Raw genomic sequence first — 13,412 nt, 5'->3', positions numbered from 1 at the left:
GTGTCGGCGAGTTACCGTCGCGTTAAGGCCGTCGTCGCACGTTGTCCAGGTGGACTGATGAGAAGTCACCTTCGGCCAGATCTGCCCACTCGCCGTCGAGGGTGAAGGTGCTGAAGGCCGAGGTGGGGAACCAGCACTGCGCCTGGTCCGCCTCAGCCCGGTTGCTGGCGAAGGCCAGCTCAGCGACGAGGCTGGGGATGGTGGGTGCGTGCCCCACGACGAGCAGACCGGTGACGTCGGGGTCCGTTTCGCCGATCCGCTGCAGCATCGTCTCGGTCCCCTGGTAGTACAGGGCGTCCTGGAACTCGGCGGGGACGTCCAGCCCGAGGGCCGCGAACGTCTCACGCGTGCGCTGTGAGGTCGACACGAGGGCGTACTGCAGGCCGAGCTCCCGCAGCTCCCGGCCCGCCTCCTGGGCGTCCTGAACCCCGCGCGGCATGAGGCGGCGGGCCTTGTCGCCGCCAGCATTGTTGGATTCCGTCTTCGCGTGGCGCATCAGCACGAGTCGTCGCATGCGCCGAGCCTACGCCGCCGCGCAACGGCGGGCGCGCCCCTCCGTCAGGGTTTCACCGCGACAATCAGGTCGCGCTTGATGGACGAGTCGACGCGATGGCCGAACCGCTCCCAGGCGCCGCCGGTGCGCACCACGAGGCCGGCCTCTGACAGCATCGCAGCGAGGTCGTCGCGGGACAGACCGAAGGTGTTCCAGCTGAGCCCCAGCGCGCCGCCGTGCATCAGCTGCCCTGCCCAGACCGGGAGGGCCTCGCGGAGCAGGCCGGCGGGGGAGCGGTCCCGCTTGCCGGAGACGCCGCGGACGTCCGTCGTGGAGCCATGGGCGATGCCGTAGGGGGCGTCGGTGACGATGGCGTCGAACTTCTTCCTGCCGAAGAGGGTGGCGGACTCGCGGGTGTCGCCGACGAACGAGGTGACATGCAGCGTTGCCCCGTCGGTCCTGATCTCGGCGTCGAAGCGCCTGCTGACAGCCTTGCCATCGCGGCGCACGGGGGTGGTCTCAGTGGTGTGCTTGAGGCGCTTCCGGCGAAGGTAGGTGGTGTAGAAGGAGGCCATCTGCTCAAACGCCTTGGCATCACCTTCGACGCCGTAGGCGTCGTGGCCGAACAGCAGCGCCGTGGACAGCGTGGTGCCGCGCCCGGCGAGGGGATCAAGGATCTGGCGGGGCCCGGTGGGCTGGCGGGTGACCGCTGCAAGGGTGACCCCCAGCAGGAGGTGCGTGAACTGCTCGTTGGTCTTGCCCTGATACTTCGGGATGGTGACCAGGTCGTCGTCGAGGGCGAAGGTCCGGGGGAGCGCGATGGGCCGCAGCAGATCACCCGAGGACTCGAACAGGGCGAAGCACGCCGACTGCCTGGCGACGGTCTCCAGTTGGGCCTCGCCGAGGTCCGGGGCCTCGAAAGACAGGTAGCCGACCCCCGCCACCTCGGTGTCTGCGATGTCCTCAGCGAACGGGGCCGTCAGCTCGAGCTCGGCCGCCGTCAGCGGCCCGGACTCGCCGCCGTAGACACGATTGGCCGAGGGCATGCGCAACATGAGGTAACGAGGCATTGGCACATTCTCCCACGCCCACCAGGGGTCGCCGCCACCGCGCAGAAAAGCCCCGCCGTGGCGGGGCTTCTCGAGGTTCTGGTCAGGCCAGGTTCACGTGGTGATGCTCGTACGGAGTGCCCTTGGCGCGCTCGAACGACGCCGCGACCTCGGCCTCCGCGTCCTCGCGGTTGGTCCACGTGGCGCCCTCGACCGACTTGCCCGGCTCCAGGTCCTTGTAGACCGAGAAGAAGTGCTCGATCTCCAGCAGCATGTGCTCGGGGACGGAGGACAGGTCAGTGATGTGCTTGCTGCGGGTGTCTGCCGTGGCCACGCACAGGACCTTGTCGTCGCCGCCCATCTCGTCGGTCATGCGGAACATCGCCACGGCGTAGCACTCGATGAGACAACCCGGGAACGTAGGCTCCGCGCCGATCACCATGGCGTCCAGCGGATCCCCGTCCTGGCCGAGGGTGGCCTCGACGAAGCCGTAGTCGTAGGGGTACTGGGTGGAGGTGAAGAGGGTCCGGTCCAAGCGGATCCGGCCCGTGTTGTGGTCCATCTCGTACTTGTTCTTGGTGCCCTTGGGGATCTCCACAGTCACGTCAAACAGGATCCGGCGTCCAGGGTCCACCGGGATGAGGCCGACGGGTGCGTCTTCGCTCACTGGGGCACTCCTATAGTTGAAGGTGATGCCCGCAGGTCACTGGGGCAGCTACCCCTGCAGGATACAGGCTCGGAGGACACCTTGCGGACACGCACGAGGACGGTTCAGGCGGTGCTCGCCTGGCTTCTCGTCGGCCTGTTGCTGGCCGGGGGGTTCTCGGTCGCGGTGGTGCATCAGCCGTTGCTGACGGCCATCGGCGTACTGCGCAGTGGCGCCCCCAGCTCCGTCCCCCCCACCCTGTTCTCCCCGTCGCCGACTCCCAGCCCGGAGGTGGACGCCGCGGGCACGGGGCTGGCCGACGCGGCCGACCTTCCACCGGTGGGGGTGCTGCCGGACCGCGCCACCCTCGACGCCCGCCTCGCGGGGCTGGATCGTTCACGACTCGTCGGGGTCGACGGGGGAGCCGTCCAGATCGCCTGGGAGGTGGTCGACGTGGCTACCGGCGAGGTGGTGGGCGCCGCCACCGAGACCACACCCCTGATCCCCGCGTCCAACACCAAGACGCTCACCACCCTGGCCGTGATGAACGCCTTCGCAGGCGACGAGCGCTTCGCCACCACCGTCGTCCAGCCTGCGCCGGGGCAGATCGTGCTCGTCGGAGGTGGGGATCCGATGCTGCTGAGCGAGCCGGCCGATCCGGGCAGCTACCCCCAGCCGCCCACCACGCAGCAGCTGGCAGCCGACACCGCCGCCGCGCTCAAGGCGGCAGGCCAGACCAGCGTCACCCTCGGCTTCGACGCCTCGCTCTTCGAGGACTCCGGCTGGAACGAAACCTGGCCGGCAGGCTACCGCGACCAGGTCACGCAGCTCTCGGCCCTCTGGGTGGACGAGGGGCGAACCGGCGGACCGCGCAGCCGAACCCCCGCCGTCGACGCCGCGACACTGTTCGCCGCGCAGCTCACAGCCGCCGGCGTCACCGTCACCGGCACGCCCACCCAGGCCACGGCCACCGGCACTGAGCTGGCAAGGGTGGAATCGCTTCCCGTCCACGTCCTCGTCGAGACCGCGATGAACCGCTCCAACAACTCCTTCACCGAGGTGCTCGGCTTCCAGCTCGCGCTCGCCACCGGCCACCCGTCCACCTTCGCCGGGTCGGTGGCGGCCATCGAGGAACAGCTCACCGCACTGGGGCTGTGGGACGACGGGTCCGTCCTGCGTGACGCCTCAGGGCTGTCGCGGAGCAACCTGGTCACGGCCCACATGCTGGCCGCGGCCCTCCGCGCGATGAGCACTGACGCCAGGCTGTCGGTGATCCTCGACGGGCTCCCGACGGCCGGCGTCACCGGCACCCTTGCTGACCGCTTCACCGACGAGGTCTCGCGCCCAGCGCGTGGGGTGGCCCGGGCGAAGACCGGCACCCTCTCCTTCGTGTCCGCCCTCGCCGGCACCACACTGACCTCGGACGGCCGCCAGGTCACCTTCGCCTTCCTCATCAACGGCCCCCCGGACGGCTTTTCGGCCAAGCTGTGGGCGGACCAGGCGACGGGCGTCGTTGCGGCCTGCGGCTGCTGATGGAGCACGCCCCGATCGTGAACTGGTCCCTGGCGCAGCGCGCCGCGACGGTGACAGCGGGCACGCTGCCGCGGGTGACCCGTCCGGAGGCCGAGCAGCTGGTGGCCGATCTCCGGGTGACCGCCCACCGGGCGGGGCGGCTCGCCGCGCGCTATCTCGGGCTGGACAGCGTCGGCGCCGAGGTGGTCACGGTGGTGGACTGGGCCGGGTGGGCTCGGGCCGTCCGGTCGATGACCGACGGCGCCGTGACAGAGCTCGGTCTGCCTGCGCGGCCCCCGCATCCGCTCAACGCGCTGAGGGGGCTGGGCAACGGGCTGGCCGCCGGGTTGGCGCTGGGCGCCGTGAGCCGCCGCATGCTGGGCCAGTACGACGCCTTCACGGGCACCCGGGCCCTCTATCTCGTCGCCCCCACCGTCGTGGCACATGAGCGGAGCCATTCGTTCGTGCCCCGTGACTTCCGGTTGTGGATCGCCCTGCACGAACAGACCCACGCCCTCCAGTTCCAGGCCGCGCCATGGCTGCGCGATCACCTGAGGTCGTTGATGGCACGGCTGGCCGCCGACGACGCGAACCTGCTCGAGGCCCTTGCCGGGTGGCGCTCGACCGGTGAGGCCGCAGCCCTGCTGACGTCGACGAAGGGTCGCGCGGACCTGGCCGCCCTGACGGCGGCGATGACGTTCCTGGAGGGCCACGCCGATCACGTCTCGGACCGGGCTGGCCGGGGCCAGGTGAAGACCGTGGCGGCCCTGCGGCGGGCGTTCCGCCGGCCGAAGAGCACCACCGTCCTCAGCCGCCTCGTCGGGTCGCTCAGCAAGAACGCCCAGTACCGCGACGGCCTGGCGTTCTGCACCGCGGTGTACCGGTCGCGGGGAAAGCAGGCGCTGGCCCGGGCGTTCGAGTCCGCGGAGGCGCTGCCCACCCCGTCCGAGATCGCAGATCCGGGCGCGTGGATGCGCCGGGTCCATGGCTAGGCGCGAGCTCGGGCCGGCCGCGCTGCGGGTGGCCCACGCCGTCGCCGATGCCCTCCCTGACTCGCCGGTGATCGTCGGCTGCTCGGGTGGCGCGGACTCGACGGCGCTCGCGCTCGGAGCGCACTGGGCCGCACGCCGGGCGGGCACCTCCGTTCGTGTCATGGTGGTGGACCACGGCCTGCAGCCCGGCTCGAGTCAGGTCGCCGACGCGGTGGTGGGCCGATTGGCTGAGCGGGGCCTCGAGGCAACCGTCGAGCGCCTCCACCTCGGCCGCCCGCACACCGGTGGTGTGGAGGCGGCCGCCCGCGAGGCACGGCTGCAGGCGCTGGCGTCGCCCGGCCTGCCCGTCCTGCTGGGGCACACCCTCGACGACCAGGCCGAGACCGTGCTCCTGGGGCTCCTGCGCGGCTCGGGCACCCGGTCTCTGGCCGGCATGGCCGAGGAGCGTGGCCCGTTCCTGCGCCCGCTCCTGGGGCTCCGCAGGACCGACACCCAGCAGGCCTGCGCCCAGTGGGGTGTCGAGGTGTGGGAGGACCCCATGAACGACGACGCGCGGTTCGCCCGGGTCGCCGCCCGCGGGGTGCTCCGGGACCTGTCCGAGGCGTGGGGCCGCGACCTTGCTCCCGCGCTGGCGCGCACGGCCACCCTGGCCAGGGCGGACGCGGATCTCCTCGATGAGCTCGCCAGGGACGCCGTCGCGGATGCCGACGAGTTGGACGTCACGGATCTCGGCGGCCTGCCAGACGCGCTGCGGTGGCGCGCCATCCATCACTGGCTCGCGGCGTGGTCGCCCGAGGTGGGCATGGTGCACGTGCTGGCGGTGGCGGCACTCGTCGACCGGTGGCGCGGGCAGGGGCCGGTGGCCGTCCCGGGCGGCGCAGTGGCCAGGCGCTCCGGACGGCTTGCGTTCCAGCCGGGTGCTCCGACACCGGGTGCGGACTCCGCGCCGGGACGATAGGCTGACCAATCGTGGATGCCGCTGACGTTGCAGATGACCTGGAGAAGGTGCTTTTCACCTCCGAGCAGATCCAGGCCCGGGTGGCCGAGATCGCCGGACAGATCGACGCCGACTATCAGGGCCGCAACGTACTGCTCGTTGGCGTCCTCAACGGCGCCGTCATGGTGATGAGCGACCTGCAGCGCGCCATGCACAGCCACGTCGAGATGGACTGGATGGCCGTGTCATCCTACGGCTCCGGCACCCAGTCCAGCGGAGTGGTCCGCATCCTCAAGGATCTCAGCGTGGACCTGGAGGGCCGAGACGTCATCGTCGTGGAGGACATCATCGACACCGGCCTCACGCTGTCCTACCTGATGAGCAACCTCGCCTCCCGCAGCCCCTCGTCCCTGGAGATCATGGCCATGTTCCGCAAGCCGGACGCCGCCCAGATCACGGTGCCGGTCAAGTACGTCGGCTTCGAGATCCCCAATGAGTTCGTGGTCGGCTACGGACTGGACTACTCAGGCCGGTACCGCAACCTGCGCGATGTGGGAACGCTCGCCCCACGCGTCTACAGCTGACGCCCGATCGCCCCGACTGAACGCCCGAGGGGCCGGTTGAGGGCCGCTGGTAATGTTTCGGTGCGCCACACTGTCGCCCTACTAGATCGGCTTTGACTGTGCAGAAGTTCTTCAAGAGCCCGATGGCCTGGATCGTGCTCAGTCTGCTCTTCCTCCTGCTCGGCATGCAGGTCCTCAGCAGCGTCACCGGGTATCAGACGGTGCCCACCTCCGAGACGCTCGCGCTGCTCGAGGGGGACCAGCAGCTGCAGGAGGTCGTGCTGGTCGACGGCGAGCAGATGATCCAGATCATCGACGAGACCGGCATCAAGACCCAGTCGGCGTGGGTGGGCAACCAGGTCGACGACGTGGTCCCTCTCCTGAAGGCGCGCGAGGAGGCCGGCACCCTGGAGCGGTGGACCGCCAGCAACCCGAGTCCTGGTCTGCTGTCGATGCTGCTGTACACCGGGTTGCCCTTCATCATCCTGCTGCTGGTGTTCTTCTGGATCATGCGTTCGGTCTCCGGTGGCGGTCAGGGAGGCCCGCTGTCGTTCGGGAAGTCGAAGGCCAAGCTGGTCAGCAAGGACACCCCCAAGACCACCTTCAAGGACGTGGCCGGCGCCACTGAGGCGGTGGAGGAGCTTGAGGAGATCAAGGAGTTCCTCGCCGAGCCAGCGAAGTTCCAGAAGCTGGGCGCCAAGATCCCCAAGGGTGTCCTGCTCTATGGTCCGCCCGGCACCGGTAAAACCCTGCTGGCGCGCGCTGTCGCGGGTGAGGCCAACGTCCCCTTCTTCTCCATCTCCGGCTCGGACTTCGTCGAGATGTTCGTCGGCGTGGGCGCCTCACGCGTGCGTGACCTGTTCAACCAGGCCAAGGAGAACGCCCCGGCCATCATCTTCATCGACGAGATCGACGCGGTGGGTCGGCATCGTGGCGCCGGCATGGGCGGCGGGCACGACGAGCGCGAACAGACCCTCAACCAGCTGCTGGTCGAGATGGACGGGTTCGACGTTCGCGGCGGCGTCATCCTCATCGCGGCCACCAACCGGCCTGACGTCCTGGATCCGGCGCTCCTGCGCCCCGGCCGGTTCGACCGTCAGATCGGCGTCGAGGCGCCGGACTTCGAGGGCCGCCACATGATCCTGCAGGTGCACGCCAAGGGCAAGCCGCTCGCCAGCGACGTGGACCTCGCCTCCATCGCCAGGCGCACGCCCGGCTTCTCGGGCGCAGACCTCGCCAACGTGCTCAACGAGGCGGCGCTGCTGTCGGCGCGCCAGAACATGGAGATGATCCGGCAGCCGCAGCTCGACGAGGCCATCGACCGCGTGATCGCGGGGCCGCAGAAGCGCACCCGTCTCATGAACGACAGGGAGCGCCTCATCACGGCCTACCACGAGGGCGGCCATGCTCTCGTCGCCGCAGCCCTGCCGGGCAACGACCCGGTGCAGAAGGTCACCATCCTGCCCCGTGGCCGTGCGCTGGGCTACACGATGGTGATGCCGGATTCGGACAAGTACTCGCAGACGCGGGGCGAGCTGCTGGACCAGATGGCCTACATGATGGGCGGCCGTGCCGCCGAGGAGCTCGTGTTCCACGACCCCACCACCGGCGCGTCCAACGACATCGAGAAGGCCACCAAGGTGGCACGTGCCATGGTCATGCAGTTCGGCATGAGCGAGCGCGTGGGCGCGGTGAAGCTCGGAGGAGGGGACTCGGAGCCCTTCATGGGCATGCGGGGCACCGACTCCAGCCAGGAGTTCTCCCAGGCCATGGCCGCGGTCGTCGACGACGAGGTGGCCAAGCTCATCCACACCGCTCACCAGGAGGCGTTCGACGTCCTCCACGAGAACCGCGACGTCCTCGACGAGTTGGTCCGTCAACTGTTCGCGCGCGAGACGCTCAACAAGGCCGACGTGGCGGAGGTCTTCAAACCGCTGCGCCGCCGGGACAAGCGGCCGGCCTGGACGGGCTCGGACCTGCGGCAACCCTCCGACGTGCCCCCCGTCGACGTTCCGCCGGCGCCCGAGGCCCCACCCGACAGGCCACCGGTCCTCACCTCGCCGCCCTCACCGCCGGCGATCGGCCCGGACTTTCAGCCCGGGGGCTCGACGCCGCAGCCGCCCGAGACGGGGCCCTCGCCCTGGGGCCCGCCCATCCCGCCGGCAGGGCACTGATATGGCCGTGGATCATGGCCGCGCCGCGGCCGCGGTGCGAGAGCTGCTCATCGCAATCGGAGAAGACCCTGAACGTGACGGGCTGCTGGAGACCCCGGACCGGGTGGCGCGGGCGTGGGGGGAGCTGCTGGACGGCCACGGCGTGGACGCCTCCGGCGTCCTGGGCAAGACCTTTGACATCGCCCACGACGAGATGGTGCTGGTCAAGGACATCGAACTGGTCAGCACCTGCGAGCACCACCTCCTGCCCTTCACCGGTGTGGCCCACGTGGGCTACATCCCCTCGGAGAACGGCCGCGTGACCGGGCTGTCGAAGCTCGCCCGGCTGGTGGACATCTACGCGCGGCGCCTGCAGGTGCAGGAGCGGCTCACCACCCAGATCGCGGACGCGCTGGTCGAGCACCTGGATGCCCGGGGGGTCATCGTCGTGGTGGAGGCCGAGCACACCTGCATGACCATGCGCGGGGTGCGTAAGCCCGGCAGCCGGACCGTGACCTCGGCCGTGCGCGGGCTTCTGCGTCATCCCGCCACGCGGGCGGAGGCGATGAGCCTCATCATCGGCAGGTGACCCGATGACGCTGGTGATGGGGATCGTCAACGTCACCCCTGATTCGTTCTCCGACGGCGGGCGCTACCTGGATCCCGAGCAGGCGGTCGTGCACGCGAGGCGGCTGCTCGCCGAGGGTGCCTCGCTGATCGACGTGGGCGGCGAGTCCACCAGGCCGGGCGCACAACGGGTGACCGAGGATGCGGAGCGGGCCAGAGTGGTGCCGGTGGTGCAGGCGCTGGCCGCCGACGGGATCCGGGTCTCAGTGGACACCATGCGCGCCAGCGTGGCCCTGGCCGCCATCTCGGCCGGAGCCGCCATCGTCAACGACGTCTCGGGCGGGCAGGCGGACCCGGACATGGTGGCCGTGGTGGCCGATTCCGGGGCCGACTTCGTCGTGATGCACTGGCGCGAGCACTCCGTCGGCATGCAGCAGCACGCCGTCTACGCCGATGTGGTCAGTGACGTGATCGCCGAGCTGCTCGTCCAGCGGGACGCCGCGCTCGCCGCGGGCATCCCTGCCGAGCGCATCATCCTCGATCCCGGGCTGGGGTTCTCGAAGTCCTGGGACCACAACTGGACGCTGCTGAGGCACCTCGACCGTTTCCAGGACCTGGGGCACAGGCTGCTCATCGGCGCCTCCCGCAAGGCCTTCCTCGGAGAGCTGCTGGGCGGGAGAGAGCCCCAGGGGAGGGACGGCGCCACCGCGGCTGTCTCGTTCTGGTCAGCCCTGCACGATGTGTGGGCGGTGCGCACCCACGACGTCCTCACGCAGAGCGACGCGGTCGCGGTGGCCCGCAGGCTCCGGCATGAGGCGCCGCTCAGGATCAGCTGAACGACGGGCCCGGGCCGTCGGCCGAGGGAGCCCGTGCGGTAGGGTCGGCACAACCGGAGGGAGCACGACAATCGACCGCATCACGCTCACAGGAGTGACCGCGATAGGCTTCCATGGGGTCTTTCCCCATGAGCGCCGCGAAGGTCAGCCCTTCGTCGTTGACGTCATTCTGGAGCTTCCCCTCGAGACGTCCTCGGATGAGTTGGACGACACCGTGAGCTACGCGGACGTCGCGACCATGGTGGAGTCGGTGATCACCGGGGAGCCACGCAATCTTATTGAGACGGTGGCTGGGGAGATTGCGACGAGGTGCCTGGAGCATGGCAGAGTGGTGGGCGTCACGGTCACCGTGCACAAGCCGCGTGCGCCCCTCAGCCAGCACTTTGCGGATGTTGCCGTCACGATCAGCAGGAGTAGAGATGTCTAACGGCCCTTTCGATATCGATGTCGACACGCTGGGTAACCTTCGCCCCATCGCGAAGGTGGTACTGAGCCTCGGATCCAACATGGGGGATTCGGCCGCCATCCTGCAGGAGGCCGTCGATTACCTCGCCGAGACCCCGGACCTCATCCTGGTCGATGTCTCGCCGGTCTATGAGACCAAGCCGCACGGCGATGTTCAGGACCAGGACGATTTCCTCAACCTGGTCGTCGTGGCGGAATCCACCTTGGAGCCGCTCACCATCCTGGACCGGGCACAGGCCATCGAGGAGAACTTCGGCCGCACCCGCGAGCTTCGTCACGGCCCGCGGACGCTGGACATCGACATCATCATGGTGGGCAAGCGGATCTCGGAGGACAGCATCGAGTTGCCCCATCCCCGCGCGCACGAGCGAGCCTTCGTGCTGGTGCCGTGGCTGGACATCGACCCGAACGCGGAGATCGCGGGGCACGGGCCCATCGCGGACCTCGTCGAGGAACTGGACACGTCGACGGTGACCCGCCGCGACGATGTCGTGGTCACGGCCGTCACAGGATTTTGAGCCAGGGGCCGCGCCTCGGCCTGACCACCGCCCGTCAGGCCGTCATCTCGGTGCTTTCTGGCGCCGCCGTGTCCGGACTGCTGTTGCTCGCCTTCGAGGCCGCGGGCACGTTTCCTCCCGTCGTTCCGTGGTCAGTGCCCATCCTGACGGTGGTGCTGGCAGTGGGTGTCGCGGTCTACGCGCGACTTCTGCCGAAGCGCATCGAGGAGCACCGCGTGCAGTCGCAGGAGTCGGTTGCGGCTCTGGCCATCGGCAAGTCCATGATCATGACCGGCGCCCTCCTTGCCGGGGGGCACGTGGTCTATGTGGCGCGCTTCGTGCAGCTCTTCGACGCACCCCTTCCGTCGGCGCGCGTGATTCAGGGCGTCGCCACGATCGTGGCTGCCCTGCTGTTGGCCGCTGCGGGGGCGCTGCTGGAGCGTGCCTGTGTGGTGCAGGACAAGGATGACGACGACGATCCTTCGCCGGGGGTTGCCTCGCCGGCGTGATCCCGACACGCCCACCAGCCTGCCCGGAAGCGGACAGGCTGGGCAATACTGTGGCCGCATGTCTGGTCGACGCGCTTCTCGAAAGTCCACCGAGCGCACCCTTGCGCTCACGATCCTCGGCGTCGGTACCGCCGCCTCCCTGGCCTCCCTGGCGGGGGACCTGTGGGTTGTCCGTGCGGGTGTGCTGGTCGCCGTCGTGATGGCGTTCGCCGCGGTCTGGACCGCCTGGCGGGAGCTGAGTGCGGAGCGGGAGCGGCACGCTGTGGAGATGAAGCATGAGGTGGGCCTCCGCTCGCAGCAGGCGGCACGCTTCCACGAGGAGTCTGTGGCCATGATCGGCCGCTTCAACGCCCGGGCGGAGAACCTGCAACTCGTGATCGCCAAGCTGCGCAGCCAGCTGGGTGCCGCGAAGGCCGAGCTGAGCTCCATGCGCGGCAACGCCGTCTGGCTGAGGGCGGAGGTGGCTGAGCGCCAGGCCCGCATCGAGGCGTTGGAGTCGCGGATCGCGGAGCTCGAGGCTGAGGACACGGCCAACATCGTCGACCTGCCCCGCCGGGTCTCACCCAGCATCTACGACGTGTGGGGCCAGGACGAGCACCCCACCATGGTGGACCTGGCCAAGCTCAACCTCGACGGCCTGCCGGAGCTGCGCCGCCACGCCTGAGGTTGACGCCTTCACTTGTCCGCATCGCCGACGGTGTAGCCCAGTGTGGCTACGACGTCGGCGATGCTGTCTGTTGGCACCCCTTCGAGTGCCCGCCCCAGCGCGGAGAGGTTGCTGAACGACGGGGTGCGCAACGCAACCCGCCACGGCGTCTGACCACCTCGCGAGACCATCAGGCACGATGCGACTCCCCATGGCGCCTCAAGGTCCGTCGAATGCTCCCCCTCCGGCACCTTCAGCCTGCGTGACAGCTTGATCCCCACGGTGCCGGGGGTCTGATCGGCCAGCGACCGCGCGCTCCGGATCATGGCGACGCTGGTGTCCAGCTCGTCGATGAGCACCGCGAGACGCGCCCGGCCGTCGCCGGCGTGCCGGGTGGGCGCTGGGACGAAGAGGGTGCCGTAGGCAAGGTAGCCCGACCGGCGGCGGTCGAGATCCACTCCGGCGGCCCTCGCCACCGGCCCCGACAGCCCGTACCCGAGGCACGCGTTCCGGTCCAGGACCGCCAGGCCGGAGAACCGCGTGGTGCGCGACAGCGCGGCGGCGAGGTCGCCGGCCAGGCGGGCCACGTCGTCGAGCAGTGGCGTGAGGCCGGCCAGCCAGCCGGGCGGGACGTCGGCGGCCAGCCCGCCCACTCTGCAGAGCATCGGATGGACGCGGTTTCCGGTCCAGCTGAGCATGTGGTCACGCAATGCGTCCACCACCGTCCACAGTCGTGAGCCGAGTTCCCCGTCGGCGAGATAGCTGAGGAAGGACAGGTGACTGTGCAGGCGGGCGCATTCAGCCAGCAGCGTGCGGAGGATGGTGGCGCGCGCCGGGGGAGTCAACCGCATGGAATTCTCGATGGTGAGCACCAGGCTCAATTCGCCGCTGAAGGCCGCCAGCCAATCGTGCCGGTCCGCGAGCATGATCATGGCGCGATAATCGCGGACCTCAAATAGTTTCTCGGCAGCCCGATGCCCGAATCCTGAGGTCACGTCAGCATGGACAATGACGCCGGCCTCGATATCTGCGGCCAGGGTGATCAGTCCCACGGAGGTGGGATGCCTCAGCCCCAACGATAGGGGAGTGTGCCCGGCCAGGGAAAGTCCGCCAATGGTGAATGAGTTCATCGGCGGCATTCTATTCCCTCCTTCCGTCACGGGCCCTGAGGCGGTAATCTCTTTGAGGACTCTTCACCCCCCCGAAATAGGAGTAATCATGGCAAAGCAGGTTCACGTCATCCTCGTTGACGACATCGACGGGTCGAGCGACGCCCGCACGGTCGAGTTCTCTCTGGGGAGGGACGCTTACACGATCGATCTCTCCGAGAAGAATGCCAGCAAGTTGGAGGCGGCGCTCGCCCCCTACATCGAGAAGGCGACCAGGACGGGTCGCAAGGCCGCCCGGAAGCAGGCCGCGCGGCCCGGAAGCCGCGACACCAACGCCATCCGGGAATGGGCGCGGGCCAACGACGTCCAGGTCTCGGACCGCGGCCGCATCCCGGCTCAGGTGCTCGCGGCCTACGAAGCGGCGCACTGACCGTCCAC

16 protein-coding genes are annotated in these 13,412 nt (G+C 69.4%); 12 read left to right on the top strand and 4 right to left on the bottom strand.

All coding sequences use genetic code 11. The features are described 5' to 3' along the window. Positions 1 to 22: 22 nt before the first annotated feature. The 3 genes from H5398_RS04250 to H5398_RS04240 all read right to left on the bottom strand — a co-directional run bounded on the left by H5398_RS04250 (position 23) and on the right by H5398_RS04240 (position 2,182). The gene (locus H5398_RS04250) at positions 23 to 514 is read right to left on the bottom strand and encodes a histidine phosphatase family protein (protein WP_182799126.1); all 492 of its coding nucleotides are present in this window, start codon (positions 512 to 514) and stop codon (positions 23 to 25) included. 44 nt (positions 515 to 558) lie between these two features. Next, the gene (locus H5398_RS04245) at positions 559 to 1,563 is read right to left on the bottom strand and encodes a TRM11 family methyltransferase (RefSeq protein ID WP_182799125.1); all 1,005 of its coding nucleotides are present in this window, start codon (positions 1,561 to 1,563) and stop codon (positions 559 to 561) included. An 82-nt stretch (positions 1,564 to 1,645) separates the two neighbouring features. Then, positions 1,646 to 2,182: an inorganic diphosphatase gene (locus H5398_RS04240; RefSeq protein ID WP_370585717.1), complete on the bottom strand. Its 537-nt coding sequence runs from the start codon at positions 2,180 to 2,182 to the stop codon at positions 1,646 to 1,648. 108 nt (positions 2,183 to 2,290) lie between these two features. Between H5398_RS04240 and dacB the strand changes: the two genes are divergently transcribed. The 11 genes from dacB (at position 2,291) to H5398_RS04185 (ending at position 11,883) form a co-directional block, all read left to right on the top strand. Continuing rightward, a complete protein-coding gene (gene dacB, locus H5398_RS04235) occupies positions 2,291 to 3,721 on the top strand; it encodes a D-alanyl-D-alanine carboxypeptidase/D-alanyl-D-alanine-endopeptidase (protein ID WP_182799124.1) in 1,431 nt (476 codons plus the stop codon). A 17-nt stretch (positions 3,722 to 3,738) separates the two neighbouring features. Further along, the gene (locus tag H5398_RS04230) at positions 3,739 to 4,692 is read left to right on the top strand and encodes a zinc-dependent metalloprotease (RefSeq protein ID WP_182799123.1); all 954 of its coding nucleotides are present in this window, start codon (positions 3,739 to 3,741) and stop codon (positions 4,690 to 4,692) included. Continuing rightward, positions 4,685 to 5,650 (top strand): tRNA lysidine(34) synthetase TilS, encoded by a 966-nt coding sequence (gene tilS / locus H5398_RS04225; protein WP_182799122.1) that lies wholly within the window; start codon positions 4,685 to 4,687, stop codon positions 5,648 to 5,650. The genes H5398_RS04230 and tilS overlap by 8 nt, the downstream gene beginning before the upstream one ends. An 11-nt stretch (positions 5,651 to 5,661) precedes the next feature. Continuing rightward, entirely contained in the window at positions 5,662 to 6,213 is a 552-nt protein-coding gene (gene hpt, locus H5398_RS04220; RefSeq protein ID WP_182782145.1) for a hypoxanthine phosphoribosyltransferase, read from the top strand. 122 nt (positions 6,214 to 6,335) lie between these two features. Beyond that, entirely contained in the window at positions 6,336 to 8,366 is a 2,031-nt protein-coding gene (gene ftsH / locus H5398_RS04215; RefSeq protein WP_182799274.1) for an ATP-dependent zinc metalloprotease FtsH, read from the top strand. A gap of 1 nt (position 8,367) precedes the next feature. Continuing rightward, complete coding sequence (folE, locus tag H5398_RS04210; RefSeq protein ID WP_182799121.1) at positions 8,368 to 8,934, top strand: GTP cyclohydrolase I FolE; 567 nt, start codon at positions 8,368 to 8,370, stop codon at positions 8,932 to 8,934. Positions 8,935 to 8,938: 4 nt separating this feature from the next. After that, on the top strand, positions 8,939 to 9,748 hold the full coding sequence (gene folP / locus H5398_RS04205) for a dihydropteroate synthase (protein ID WP_182782147.1): 810 nt from the start codon (positions 8,939 to 8,941) through the stop codon (positions 9,746 to 9,748). Further along, positions 9,651 to 10,175, top strand: a complete 525-nt coding sequence (gene folB / locus H5398_RS04200; RefSeq protein ID WP_370586046.1) for a dihydroneopterin aldolase — start codon at positions 9,651 to 9,653, stop codon at positions 10,173 to 10,175. The genes folP and folB overlap by 98 nt, the downstream gene beginning before the upstream one ends. Then, entirely contained in the window at positions 10,168 to 10,731 is a 564-nt protein-coding gene (gene folK, locus H5398_RS04195; protein WP_182799119.1) for a 2-amino-4-hydroxy-6-hydroxymethyldihydropteridine diphosphokinase, read from the top strand. The genes folB and folK overlap by 8 nt, the downstream gene beginning before the upstream one ends. Continuing rightward, positions 10,728 to 11,219, top strand: coding sequence for a DUF3180 domain-containing protein (locus H5398_RS04190; protein WP_182782150.1), 492 nt, complete (start codon positions 10,728 to 10,730; stop codon positions 11,217 to 11,219). The genes folK and H5398_RS04190 overlap by 4 nt, the downstream gene beginning before the upstream one ends. A 58-nt stretch (positions 11,220 to 11,277) precedes the next feature. After that, a complete protein-coding gene (locus H5398_RS04185; RefSeq protein WP_182782151.1) occupies positions 11,278 to 11,883 on the top strand; it encodes a hypothetical protein in 606 nt (201 codons plus the stop codon). 11 nt (positions 11,884 to 11,894) lie between these two features. On the opposite strand, the gene H5398_RS04180 is transcribed toward H5398_RS04185, so the two are convergent. Beyond that, positions 11,895 to 12,995, bottom strand: a complete 1,101-nt coding sequence (locus H5398_RS04180) for an NADH-quinone oxidoreductase subunit D (RefSeq protein WP_182799118.1) — start codon at positions 12,993 to 12,995, stop codon at positions 11,895 to 11,897. Positions 12,996 to 13,083: 88 nt separating this feature from the next. Between H5398_RS04180 and H5398_RS04175 the strand changes: the two genes are divergently transcribed. After that, entirely contained in the window at positions 13,084 to 13,404 is a 321-nt protein-coding gene (locus H5398_RS04175) for an Lsr2 family protein (protein ID WP_182782153.1), read from the top strand. The last annotated feature ends 8 nt before the right edge of the window (positions 13,405 to 13,412 follow it).

This window comes from Tessaracoccus sp. MC1679 (assembly GCF_014164775.1).
Lineage (GTDB): Bacteria > Actinomycetota > Actinomycetes > Propionibacteriales > Propionibacteriaceae > Arachnia.
The sequence above is the reverse complement of the archived record's forward strand: the minus strand, read 5'-3'. Positions and strand labels throughout refer to the sequence as shown.

Bases quoted from the DNA above. Each gene is read 5' to 3' on its own strand.
- H5398_RS04250 (WP_182799126.1), bottom strand. From the start codon at position 514: ATGCGACGACTCGTGCTGATGCGCCACGCGAAGACGGAATCCAACAAT.
- H5398_RS04245 (WP_182799125.1), bottom strand. From the start codon at position 1,563: ATGCCTCGTTACCTCATGTTGCGCATGCCCTCGGCCAATCGTGTCTAC.
- tilS (WP_182799122.1), top strand. From the start codon at position 4,685: ATGGCTAGGCGCGAGCTCGGGCCGGCCGCGCTGCGGGTGGCCCACGCC.
- ftsH (WP_182799274.1), top strand. From the start codon at position 6,336: ATGGCCTGGATCGTGCTCAGTCTGCTCTTCCTCCTGCTCGGCATGCAG.
- folE (WP_182799121.1), top strand. From the start codon at position 8,368: ATGGCCGTGGATCATGGCCGCGCCGCGGCCGCGGTGCGAGAGCTGCTC.
- folP (WP_182782147.1), top strand. From the start codon at position 8,939: ATGACGCTGGTGATGGGGATCGTCAACGTCACCCCTGATTCGTTCTCC.
- folB (WP_370586046.1), top strand. From the start codon at position 9,651: ATGTGTGGGCGGTGCGCACCCACGACGTCCTCACGCAGAGCGACGCGG.
- folK (WP_182799119.1), top strand. From the start codon at position 10,168: ATGTCTAACGGCCCTTTCGATATCGATGTCGACACGCTGGGTAACCTT.
- H5398_RS04185 (WP_182782151.1), top strand. From the start codon at position 11,278: ATGTCTGGTCGACGCGCTTCTCGAAAGTCCACCGAGCGCACCCTTGCG.
- H5398_RS04180 (WP_182799118.1), bottom strand. From the start codon at position 12,995: ATGAACTCATTCACCATTGGCGGACTTTCCCTGGCCGGGCACACTCCC.
- H5398_RS04175 (WP_182782153.1), top strand. From the start codon at position 13,084: ATGGCAAAGCAGGTTCACGTCATCCTCGTTGACGACATCGACGGGTCG.